This is a genomic window from Bartonella henselae str. Houston-1, from assembly GCF_000046705.1.
Classification (GTDB): Bacteria; Pseudomonadota; Alphaproteobacteria; order Rhizobiales; family Rhizobiaceae; genus Bartonella; species Bartonella henselae.
Genome location: NC_005956.1, coordinates 1,132,708 through 1,144,849, shown reverse-complemented (window position 1 = coordinate 1,144,849; position 12,142 = coordinate 1,132,708). Strand labels below are relative to the sequence as shown.

9 protein-coding genes are annotated in these 12,142 nt (G+C 39.4%); 8 read left to right on the top strand and 1 reads right to left on the bottom strand.

The window, feature by feature from the left end:
* Window positions 1-36 precede the first annotated feature (36 nt).
* The 8 genes from rpsM to alaS all read left to right on the top strand — a co-directional run bounded on the left by rpsM (window position 37) and on the right by alaS (window position 10,039).
* A complete protein-coding gene (gene rpsM, locus AYT27_RS05250) occupies window positions 37-405 on the top strand; it encodes a 30S ribosomal protein S13 (RefSeq protein ID WP_004859152.1) in 369 nt (122 codons plus the stop codon).
* Window positions 406-553: 148 nt separating this feature from the next.
* The gene (gene rpsK, locus AYT27_RS05245) at window positions 554-943 is read left to right on the top strand and encodes a 30S ribosomal protein S11 (protein WP_011180892.1); all 390 of its coding nucleotides are present in this window, start codon (window positions 554-556) and stop codon (window positions 941-943) included.
* Window positions 944-1,037: 94 nt separating this feature from the next.
* The gene (locus AYT27_RS05240; RefSeq protein ID WP_011180891.1) at window positions 1,038-2,051 is read left to right on the top strand and encodes a DNA-directed RNA polymerase subunit alpha; all 1,014 of its coding nucleotides are present in this window, start codon (window positions 1,038-1,040) and stop codon (window positions 2,049-2,051) included.
* 24 nt (window positions 2,052-2,075) lie between these two features.
* Window positions 2,076-2,504 (top strand): 50S ribosomal protein L17, encoded by a 429-nt coding sequence (gene rplQ / locus AYT27_RS05235; protein ID WP_011180890.1) that lies wholly within the window; start codon window positions 2,076-2,078, stop codon window positions 2,502-2,504.
* 284 nt (window positions 2,505-2,788) lie between these two features.
* A complete protein-coding gene (locus AYT27_RS05230) occupies window positions 2,789-4,180 on the top strand; it encodes a DegQ family serine endoprotease (RefSeq protein ID WP_011180889.1) in 1,392 nt (463 codons plus the stop codon).
* An 8-nt stretch (window positions 4,181-4,188) separates the two neighbouring features.
* On the top strand, window positions 4,189-5,508 hold the full coding sequence (locus AYT27_RS05225; RefSeq protein ID WP_011180888.1) for a replication-associated recombination protein A: 1,320 nt from the start codon (window positions 4,189-4,191) through the stop codon (window positions 5,506-5,508).
* Between the two features lie 615 nt (window positions 5,509-6,123).
* The gene (recA, locus tag AYT27_RS05220) at window positions 6,124-7,167 is read left to right on the top strand and encodes a recombinase RecA (protein WP_011180887.1); all 1,044 of its coding nucleotides are present in this window, start codon (window positions 6,124-6,126) and stop codon (window positions 7,165-7,167) included.
* 208 nt (window positions 7,168-7,375) lie between these two features.
* Window positions 7,376-10,039, top strand: coding sequence for an alanine--tRNA ligase (alaS, locus tag AYT27_RS05215; protein ID WP_011180886.1), 2,664 nt, complete (start codon window positions 7,376-7,378; stop codon window positions 10,037-10,039).
* An 88-nt stretch (window positions 10,040-10,127) separates the two neighbouring features.
* Here alaS and AYT27_RS05210 read toward each other — a convergent pair whose 3' ends face one another.
* Window positions 10,128-11,915 (bottom strand): glucan ABC transporter ATP-binding protein/ permease, encoded by a 1,788-nt coding sequence (locus tag AYT27_RS05210; protein WP_011180885.1) that lies wholly within the window; start codon window positions 11,913-11,915, stop codon window positions 10,128-10,130.
* Window positions 11,916-12,142 lie beyond the last annotated feature (227 nt).

The window sequence follows — 12,142 nt, the reverse complement described above, 5'->3', positions numbered from 1 at the left end:
TATGGTTAATTGTCAATATAATCAAGGAGAACAGGCGTGGCTCGTATTGCTGGCGTCAATATCCCGACAAATAAGCGTGTGATTATTGCGCTTCAGTATATCCACGGGATTGGACCAAAATTTGCTCAAGAAATTACTAAAAAGGTTGGCATTCCTATAGGGCGTCGTGTGCATGAGCTTTCCGATGCAGAAGTGTTGCAGATTCGTGAGGCGATAGATCAGGGTTATCAAGTTGAGGGAGATCTTCGCCGTGAGGTTGCAATGAATGTTAAGCGTTTGATGGATCTTGGTTGTTATCGAGGATTACGTCATCGCCGTTCTTTACCTGTTCGTGGGCAGCGTACGCATACAAATGCGCGCACTCGTAAAGGACCGGCTAAGGCAATTGCCGGTAAGAAAAAATAGCAATTGCCGATAAGGAAAAATAAGAGTCTCTTTAAAGAAGGCTTTTGTTTTTTTTAGTGTTCTATTTCTTGTTAAGAATTTTTAACAAGAATAAATTAGGTGGAGCTGCTGGTGTTACGGCAGTGCAGAGATCGTTGGAAGGAAAGCTATGGCCAAGGAAGCCACACGTGTTCGTCGCCGCGAGCGCAAAAATATTTCATCCGGTGTTGTGCATATCAATTCAACATTTAATAATACAATGATTACCATTACTGATGCTCAGGGAAATGCAATTGCCTGGTCTTCCGCTGGTGCTCAGGGGTTTAAAGGTTCACGTAAATCTACGCCTTTTGCAGCGCAGGTGGCTGCAGAAGATTGTGCTAGAAAGGCGCAGGAACATGGTATGCGTTCATTAGAAGTTGAGGTTTGCGGTCCTGGATCAGGTCGTGAATCAGCTCTGCGTGCATTACAATCTGTCGGTTTTATTATTACTTCAATTCGTGATGTAACGCCGATTCCTCATAATGGATGTCGTCCACGGAAAAGGCGGCGTGTTTAATTGGGTGTTGTTTTTCGTTGTCGGAGGCTTCTCTGATGTTCACATTGTCCGTTACAATTGAATGGTAGCGGAACTAAAGAACGGGAATAAAAATATGATCCAGAAAAACTGGCAGGAACTCATTAAACCCAATAAGGTTGAGTTTTCTAAACATGATAATCCGAATATTTCAAGCGTGATTGTGGAGCCTCTTGAGCGGGGTTTTGGCTTAACATTAGGCAATGCGCTTCGTCGCGTATTATTGTCATCACTTCGTGGTGCTGCAATTACTGCTGTACAGATTGATGGTGTCTTACATGAATTTTCATCAATTCCGGGTGTTCGTGAGGATGTTACAGATATTATTTTGAATATCAAAGAAATTGCACTTCGTATGCGAGAAGAGGGGCCTAAACGTATTGTTGTTTGTAAAGAGGGCCCTGGTGTTCTGAGAGCTGGGGATATCAGTACCGTTGGAGATATGGAAATTTTGAATCCAGATCATGTTATCTGTACTCTTGATGAGGATGCTGAGATTCGTATGGAATTTATTGTTAATACAGGGAAAGGTTATGTGCCCTCTGATCGCAATTGTATTGATGATGCGCGAATAGGTCTTATTCCAGTTGATAGTCTTTATTCACCAATTCGTAAAGTGTCTTATAAGGTAGAGAATACCCGTGAAGGTCAAGTTCTGGATTATGATAAATTAACGCTTACAGTTGAAACGAATGGTGCTGTTAATGGAGAGGATGCTCTTGCTTTTGCAGCACGTATCCTTCAGGATCAATTAGCGTTGTTTATCAATTTTAAGGAGCCAGAGAAGCCAACTGTTGAAGAGTCTAATTCAGAGCTTGCTTTTAATCCCGCGCTTCTCAAGAAAGTGGATGAATTAGAGCTTTCAGTTCGTTCGGCAAATTGTCTTAAGAATGATAATATTGTTTATATTGGTGATCTTATCCAAAAAACAGAATCTGAAATGCTTCGTACACCAAACTTTGGTCGCAAGTCGTTAAATGAAATTAAAGAAGTTTTGGCATGTATGGGATTACATCTTGGTATGGAAGTTCCTACGTGGCCACCTGAGAACATTGATGATCTTGCTAAACGCTATGAAGATCAGTATTAACGTTAAAATTTAAGGAGAAGGTTTATGCGCCATAGTAAGTCAGGTCGCAAGTTGAACCGGACTGCCAGTCACCGTAAAGCAATGTTTGCAAATATGGCGATTTCGCTAATCGAACATGAGCAAATTGTGACAACGCTTCCAAAAGCTAAAGAAATTCGTCCTATTGTTGAAAGGTTAGTTACGCTTGGTAAACGCGGAGGTTTGCATGCCCGTCGACAAGCAATAGCTTCACTTCGTGATGCAGGGAAAGTTGCAAAGTTATTCGATACCCTTGCTCCTCGTTATGCGTCGCGCAATGGTGGATATTTGCGTATTATGAAAGCAGGTTTTCGTACTGGCGATAATGCGCCCATGGCTGTTATAGAGTTTGTTGATCGTGATGTTGATGCGAAGGGCGCTGTAGATCGTGTGCGTACAGAAAGTTCTGCAAATGAAAAAGAAGCTTCTTCATGAAAATAGAGCGTTTTCTTTCTGTTAAATTTTAGAAAGCCGCCTTTCCAGGGCGGTTTTTTTTGTGACCACTTTGAAGATAATTTTACTCAAAAAGGAAATAAAGTGAAAAGATTACAATATATTGAATTATATGATTTTTATAATATTTATTGCTCAAATGGTTGTTTTTCTTCTTCATTATAAATATTAATGAATGTTTTTAGCTTATGCAATATGAGAGGTTTTCTTATATCCTATTAATGTTAAAGAGTAGGCTAGTTGTTAGTTTTTTTAAGGAGAAAGTCATGAGGTATTCTTTTGTAGGGTGGTTTTTTTGGGCGATTATGGCACAGATATCATTTCATTGTGCTTATGCTGAAATTCCACAAACACAAAAAGAAATCACTCTTTCATTTGCTCCTTTAGTTAAAAAGACTATTCCATCTGTTGTGAATATTTATGCAGCTCGACAAATTAGAGCACGTTCCCCTTTTGAAGGTGATCCATTTTTTGAGCAATTTTTTAGTCGTTTTCAAAATAATTTGCCTGTACGTAAGCAATCTTCATTAGGGTCTGGAGTGATTGTAGATAAGCGTGGTTTAGTTGTTACGAATTACCATGTCATTAAGGATGCAAACGAAATTAAAGTTGCTCTTTCTGATGGGAGGGAATTTGAAAGTAAGGTTATGCTAAAAGATGAGGCAACCGATATTGCTGTGCTGGAAATAGATGCCAAGGAGGCGCAGTTTCCTGTTCTTCCTTTGGGAGATTCTGATGCAGTTAAAGTGGGCGATCTTGTTTTAGCAATTGGTAATCCTTTTGGTGTTGGTCAAACGGTTACAAGTGGTATTGTTTCAGCACAAGCGCGTACACGTGTTGGTATTTCTGATTTTGACTTTTTTATTCAAACAGATGCGGCCATTAATCCAGGGAATTCCGGTGGGGCTTTGATTGATATGAAAGGACAGTTAATTGGAATTAATACGGCTATTTATTCGCGTTCAGGTGGTTCGGTAGGGATTGGCTTTGCTATTCCAGCAAATCTTGTAAAAGTGATGCTTGATACTGTTAGACGTGGTGGAAAATATTTTGTGCCCCCTTATATTGGGGCGTCTTTTCAAAATGTTACCCCTGATATTGCTGGTGGCTTAGGCTTAGAACGCCCTTATGGTGCTCTTGTCATCGAAGTTATAAAAGATAGTCCTGCTAAAAAAGCTGGTTTAAGAGTAGGTGATGTTATTTTAAGTGTGCAAGGGATACGGGTTGATAGCCCAGATAGTCTTGGATATCGTTTGATGACAGCTGGTATTGGAGATAGCCTTGTTTTAGAATATTTAAGAAGTGGAAAAACTTTTCAGACGAAAATAACTATTTCATCAATACCGGATGCATTTTCAAAATCTGAAAAAATTATTGATGAAGGTCCTCTTTCTGGTGCTGAAGTGTTAGATTTAACACCGCAAAATAGTCGACGTTTTCATCTTTCTACATCTGCAAAAGGTGTTGTGATTAGCAATCTTGATGAAATGAGCAATGCTGCTGGGATTTTTCGTACTGGGGATATTTTGCGGGTTATTAATGGTCATAAGATTCAAACGGTCAGTCAGTTGAAAAAGATTCTTATGCAAGATCGTCCGCGGGTTTGGCAATTGGAATATGAACGTGATGGTATGTATATTCGCCAATTTATTCGCTGAGGTTTTTTTTGAATAAAGATCTTTTTATTTCGTCTTTTGATCATCGGGTTTATAAAAAGCAGCCGCTTGCAGAAAGGATGCGTCCTCACTCCCTTAATGATGTAACGGGACAAAGTCATTTGGTAGGAGAGAAAGGTTTGCTTTCACGGATAGTGGCAGCTGGCTCAATTGGTTCGATGATTTTTTGGGGGCCTCCAGGGACAGGAAAAACAACAGTTGCGCGTTTATTAGCACTTGAAACAAATTTCGCTTTTGAACAAGTTTCTGCTATTTTTACTGGGGTTGCTGAGCTTAAGAAGATTTTTGAAAGTGCTCAGGCGCGTTTTATGTCTGGAAGTCAAACAGTTTTGTTTGTCGACGAAATTCATCGCTTTAATCGTGCACAGCAGGATAGTTTTCTTCCCGTTATGGAAGATGGTACTGTTATTCTTATAGGGGCAACAACGGAGAATCCTTCGTTTGAACTTAATGCTGCCCTTCTTTCTCGTGCACGTGTTTTGACATTTCTTCCACATGACAATGAAAGTTTGGGCATGCTTTTGAAACGTGCTGAGGCATTGGAAGAAAAAACTCTTCCCTTGGATGATAACGCCAGAGACGTTTTGATAGACATGTCTGATGGTGATGCACGGGCAGCGTTAACATTGGCAGAGGAAGTTTGGTCGGTTGCGCGACCGGGAGAGATATTTGATGCTGCTGCTTTGCGAAAAATCGTTCAACGTCGTGCTCCAATTTATGATAAAGGACGAGATGGTCACTATAATCTCATTTCAGCGTTACATAAATCAGTTCGTGGATCTGATCCTGATGCTGCACTTTATTATTTGGCACGTATGTTTGATGCTGGTGAAGATCCTCTTTATATTGGGCGAAGATTAGTTCGTATGGCTGTTGAAGATGTTGGTTTGGCAGATCCGCAAGCTCTTGTCATTTGTAATGCTGCAAAGGATGCTTACGATTATTTAGGATCACCAGAGGGAGAGTTGGCTTTAGCACAAGCATGTCTTTATGTTGCAACGGCACCAAAATCAAATGCAACCTATCTTGCGTATAAGGCAGCTATGCGTTGTGCACGCAAAAATGGTTCTTTGCCTCCCCCTAAGCATATTCTTAATGCACCTACAAAATTTATGAAGGAAGAAGGGTATGGGCATGGTTATTGTTATGATCATGATGAACCAGATGCTTTTTCGGGACAGGAATATTTTCCTGAAAAACTTGGGCGTCAGAGTTATTATCAACCAGTTGAGCGTGGTTTTGAGCGTGAGATTGCAAAGCGTCTTGAGTGGTGGAAGCAATTGCGCAAAAAACGCGCTAATCAAAAATGAAATTTTAGTTGAGACAAGTTTTTTATTGGTCTTGAACCTATTTTACATCAATTGTGTGATTATAATTTTATTCATTGTCTATGTTATGTCTTAAACGCTTATTATTCTTCGTAGAATAAAAGCTCTGCTTTTTGTATAAAAGTTCATATAGGCTTAAAATCAGATTTGAGAAATAATTGTTTAGCTGTAATTCGTGGGCTGTTTTATATTTTTGGTTTCAGTTGTGTGCGGTGTACGAAGTTTTGTTTGCAGATCAATTTTGGGGTTATCAATGTGGGGGGCTAAGAATTACACTTCGTTAAGTGCTTATAAAGAAATATTAGGAGGGTTATTTATAAAGCATCGTGTTAAAATTTAAATTGTTTCTTTTCGAGAGGAGATATATAAATATGTCAGTTTCTCTCCTTTAATAGGCAGGTATTTTTTTAAAGTGTATTGGTGTTATAATATAAGGAATGCCAACTTTTTCCATCATTGAGGCGAAATGTTGTGGACACAATATGGGAGATAGAAATGGAAATAGTCTGTGAAAATCTCAACTGAAGACTTTAGTTTATCTAAAATAACAGTGTACAGTGGATATTAGATTATTGTGAATCGGTCAAGGATATAATCGTGGATAAAATAAAAGCTCTCGATGCTGCTCTCTCACAAATTGAACGTTCCTTCGGTAAAGGCTCAATTATGCGTCTTGGGCAAAAAGAGCAGGTTGTTGAAATTGAAACAATACCAACTGGTTCATTATCTTTGGATATTGCTTTGGGTGTTGGTGGATTACCAAAGGGGCGTATTGTTGAAATTTATGGACCAGAAAGTTCTGGAAAAACAACATTAGCTCTCCATGCTATTGCTGAGGCACAGAAAAATGGTGGAGTTTGTGCTTTTATTGATGCGGAACATGCTCTTGATCCTATTTATGCGCGTAAGCTTGGTGTTGATTTAGAAAATTTATTCATTTCTCAACCAGATACGGGTGAACAGGCGTTAGAAATTACAGAAACATTGGTTCGTTCTGGTGCTGTTGATGTGCTCGTTGTTGATTCCGTAGCCGCTTTGACACCGCGTGCGGAAATTGATGGTGAAATGGGAGATGCTTTGCCTGGATTGCAAGCTCGGTTAATGAGCAAAGCTTTGCGGAAACTCACTGCATCGATTTTCCGCTCTAACTGTATGGTCATTTTTATTAATCAAATTCGTATGAAAATTGGGGTGATGTTTGGTTCTCCTGAAACGACAACGGGCGGAAATGCTTTAAAGTTTTATGCTTCTGTTCGTTTGGATATTCGCCGCATTGGCTCTATTAAAGATAGGGATATGATCGTTGGAAATCAGACCCGTGTTAAAGTGGTCAAAAATAAGTTGGCACCTCCATTCAAACAGGTTGAGTTTGATATTATTTATGGTGAAGGTATTTCCAAATTAGGTGAGTTGATTGATTTGGGGGTCAAAGTTGGTACTGTAGAAAAATCTGGTTCGTGGTTCTCTTATAATTCTCAACGTTTAGGGCAGGGACGAGAGAATGCGAAGCAGTTTTTACGCGAACATCCAGAAATAGCTACAGAGATCGAAACGGCTTTGCGTCAAAATGCTGGTTTAATTGCAATTGAATTGTTAGAAAATGCAGGATCAGAAAATACAGAAAGTGATGAGGTCATTTGATGGCGTGTTTTTTTGAGTACAATTCCTTCATTTAAAATTTTTCTGTTTTTATTTGTAAGCTTTTTGAAGATAAAATCGCTTATTTCTTAACTTTTTTAAAAAAGTATTCCACTTTTTTATTAAATCGACTCCAGGTGTGGCAAAGGGGATATTTAATGAGAGGCGATTTTGCTTTTAGCGTTTTATGCTGTATTCTGCAGGTGTCGATATGAATAGCGTTAATAGTATCCGCTCAACTTTTCTGGATTATTTTCAGCTTAATGGGCATAAGATTGTTTCTTCTAGCCCACTTGTTCCGCGTAACGATCCTACACTCATGTTTACAAATGCAGGAATGGTGCAGTTTAAAAATGTTTTTACTGGACTTGAACAGCGTCCTTATAAGCAGGCAACAACAGCACAAAAATGTGTCCGTGCGGGTGGAAAGCATAATGATCTTGACAATGTTGGCTATACGGCACGCCATCATACATTTTTTGAAATGTTGGGTAATTTTTCTTTTGGTGATTATTTCAAAGAAGAAGCCATTTTTTTATCATGGAATCTTTTAACGAAGGAATTTTGTCTTCCAGAAGACAAATTGTTGGTGACAGTTTATCATAATGATGATGTTTCTACTGAATTATGGCGTAAAATCTCAGGTCTTCCAGACGAAAAAATTGTTCGTATCGCGACGGCTGATAATTTTTGGGCAATGGGAGACACAGGACCTTGTGGTCCTTGTTCGGAGATTTTTTACGATCATGGTGATGAAATCTGGGGTGGACCGCCTGGAAGTGCTTATGAGGATGGTGATCGCTTTATTGAAATTTGGAATCTGGTCTTTATGCAATATGAGCAGGTAAATAAGGAAAAGCGTGTTGAGTTGCCTCATCCTTCTATTGATACAGGTATGGGATTAGAGCGTATTGCTGCTGTTTTACAGGGGGGGCACGATAATTATGACATTGATCTTTTTCGTGCGTTAATTGCTGTCTCACAGGAAATTACAGGGGTTAAGGCAACGGGGGATTTTATTGCGAGCCATCGTGTCATTGCTGATCATCTTCGCTCTTCTGCATTTTTGATTGCTGATGGTGTTCTTCCTTCCAATGAAGGAAGGGGATATGTTTTACGTCGCATCATGCGTCGTGCTATGCGTCATGCACATCTTCTTGGTGCGAAAGAACCCTTAATGTGGCGGCTTTTGCCTGTTTTAATTCATGAAATGGGACAAGCTTATCCGGAATTGGTGCGTGCTGAATCTTTGATTTCAGAAACTTTAAAGTTAGAAGAAATACGTTTTCGTAAAACGCTTGAACGAGGACTTGGTTTGTTAAGTGAAGCAAGTACCGATCTTAAAGAAGGGGATCACTTAAATGGTGAAATTGCGTTTAAGCTTTATGATACCTATGGTTTTCCGCTTGATTTGACGCAAGATGCTCTTCGATGCCGTGGAATATCCGTTGATGTTGCGGCTTTTAATAAAGCGATGGAAGGTCAAAAAGCGAAAGCACGTGCCAATTGGTCTGGTTCTGGTGAAACTGTAACTGAGGCCATTTGGTTTTCTGTTCGTGATCAGCTGGGAGCTACAGAATTTTTAGGTTATGAAACAGAAAAATCTGAAGGTATTCTTACAGCTCTTGTACGTGATGGTGAAATTGTTGATGATATTTCTTCGGGGCAGAAAGCCATCCTTGTCGTGAATCAAACACCTTTTTATGGTGAATCTGGTGGGCAGATTGGTGATAGTGGTACTATTTCTGGTAAAAATTTTGTTTTTGAAGTCCATGACACCCAGAAAAAAGCTGATGGTGTTTTTATCCATATTGGAGAAGTTAAATCTGGTCAAGCAAGGATGTCTGAGTGTGTAGAATTAACCGTTGATGGTGTTCGTCGTAAAAAAATTCGTGTGAACCATTCTGCTACTCATTTATTACACGAAGCTTTACGTCAAGTATTGGGATCTCATGTTACACAGAAGGGTTCTCTTGTCTCGCCGGATCGATTGCGTTTTGATTTTTCTCACCCAAAGTCTGTTTCTTTGGAAGAATTGGAAAAAATAGAAGATTTAGCAAACGAGATTGTTTTGCAAAATAGTGAGGTAACAACACGTCTCATGCTCGTGGATGATGCGATTTCTGAAGGAGCAATGGCACTCTTTGGTGAGAAATATGGCGATGAAGTGCGTGTTGTTTCTATGGGAAACCGGCTTGAAAAAGGAAAATTAAAAAGCCGTTGGTCAATTGAGCTTTGTGGAGGAACACATGTGGAAAGAACAGGCGATATTGGTTTGATTCATATTGTTTCTGAAAGTTCTGTAGCTGCTGGAGTTCGCCGTATTGAAGCTTTAACAGGTACAGCTGCACGTCTCTATCTCAGCCGTCAAGATGCGCGTGTCCATGAAATTGCTGATCTTTTAAAAACTTCTGCTACTGATGTGGAAGAACGTGTGCGGATTTTGCTTGAGGATCGTCGTAAACTTGAAAAAGAGTTGAATGACGAACGCAAAAAGAGTGTGCTAAGTGGCGGGATAGTAAAAAGTGATCAAGAGGATATTACCATCATCAATGGCATTTCTTTTATGGGACGTGTTGTTAAAAATATTTCGCCACGGGATCTTAAGACATTAGTAGATTCTGGGAAGAAGAAAATTGGCTCTGGAGTTGTTGCCTTCATTGGTGTTTCAGAAGATGGTAAGGGGAGTGCTGTTCTTGGGGTTACTGATGATTTAACGCATAAGTTGAATGCTGTTGATTTGGTACGTATTCTTTCAGGTATTCTTGGTGGTCAAGGCGGTGGTGGACGCCCTGATATGGCGCAGTCTGGCGGTCCCAAAGGTAATAAGGCTGATGAAGCACTTGCGGTCCTTAAAGCCTCTCTTGAAGGATAATCTCTAATCTGTGTTGCCTTGCTTTGCGATCTGTTAAGGGGATTTTGTGTTTTAAATACGCTTCTTCTTTAAAGCTGGAGAGCTTAGTCTATGATGCGATGGCTTCATGCAGAGGGATCACATTTTCATCTTTTGTTTCTATCGTTGGTTGATTGATGGCCAAACTACCGGCTTTTAACAGTTTATAGAAGCGGCCACCTTTAGCAATTAATTCTTGAAAACTTCCTTTTTCAATTAAGTGACCTTGTTCTAGAAAAAGCACAAGATCAGCATTTCGTACTGTTGAAAGGCGGTGTGCTATAATAAAAGTGGTGCGGTTGTGACTTATGCAATCAAGAGCATCTTTAACGCGCGCTTCTGTTTCAACATCAAGAGCACTGGTTGCTTCATCTAGAATAAGAATAGGTGCATTTTTTAAAACAGCGCGTGCAATTGCTAATCGTTGCTTTTCTCCACCTGACAATTGAGAACCTTGCTCGCCAATCATTGTATTGTAACGATCGGTTTTTTTCAAAATAAAATCATGAGCAGCTGCTATTTTTGCTGCTTCATAAAGTTCTTCATTCGTTGCGGTTGTTCTTCCTATCGAGATATTGTCGTGAATAGTACGATTGAAAAGACCAGCATCTTGAAACACCGTTGCTAGGGATTTGCGTAAGGATTCACGATTAACAGAGCGTATATTTATTCCATCAATGGAAATATGTCCAAGTGTGGGATCGTATATGCGTTGTAATAAATTGATTAATGTTGTTTTACCAGCACCTGTTGGTCCTACAATCGCGACAGTTTGTCCTGTTTTAACCTCAAAGGAAATGTCAAAAATACCTTGAGAGGAATTTGGGAATTTATAGGTTACGTGATGGAATTGTATCGCACCCTTGACATTTTGCAAAGAAGGGAGATTTTCAGGTTCTTTGCTCTGAAAGGTTGAGTCTTCCATTGCGAAGAATTCTTGCAGTTTTGCTTGTGAGGATATGGTTAAATTAATGAAATTGCTCATTTGATCAAGACGACTAATCATTAATTGTGCAAATCCTACAAAAGAAACAACTTCGCCTACACGTAATTGGCCTTTTGCTACAAAAAAAGCTCCAAGAAGAAGGACACAAACTATTGAAATGGTTGAAGCCATTCGATTTAAGCCACTGGCAAGAGCCCACCAATTGAGAACAGGATTTTGTGCTTTAAGAAGATCGTTTGTATGCTGATGCAATATGGAGGTTTCTTCCTTTATTCGGTTATAGCTTTGTACAATTGAAACATTAGAGATTGAATCACTGACATGTTGAAAAAGGTTATGATGATAGCATTCTACAGCGGCTTGACCATCTTTTGTTTTGCGCATCACTAAACGTGCAATTAATACATAGATGATGGCGAGAACAACCAAAACTATTGAAAGACGCCAATTCATGTTAAAAGCTATGGGGATGAGAACGAATAATGCAACAAGAGTTGAGAGATGTTGACGCATAAAATCAAGCCATATGGTTGCCATAGAGTCTACGGCGCGTAAAAGTATATGGAGAGCATTAGATGTTCCGCGCTGTTGATGCCAGATTAAAGGCATAGCGATGATACGTTCGAAAGATTCCGTTAAAACGGCTAAGCGACGTCTATGTACTAAGCGGTCAGCACCGCGAGCAATAAGCACGTAAGCAAGAATATGGGAAATACCAAAACATACCCAAATCGTAAGAGTTGGGATAATAGCTGATTTTTCTGCAATGGAGTCAATGACGTGTCCAAATAAAATGGGTTCTGCAATGGTGATAATAGCTAACATAACATTAGCAGAACAGATTAAAAGGGATGCATTTTTTTCTTTATTTAGATAAGTGAGGACACGTGCATAGGTTCTAAATAGGGACACAGGTGATCATCTCCACTAGCTGTTGCAAGTATAAAATGTCGATTGTAATCGCTAGGCTTTGAGTTAATAAAATTTTGACAATAAAAAAATGCAATTTTGGATACTGATTGTAATATGGTGTGATAAAACCAATCCTATAGAATATGGATTCTCGTATTTATAAGAGTAGGGTGCAACATGGGTCAATAAAATTATTTAGCAAAATTATTTGATAAAATTACTGGGCA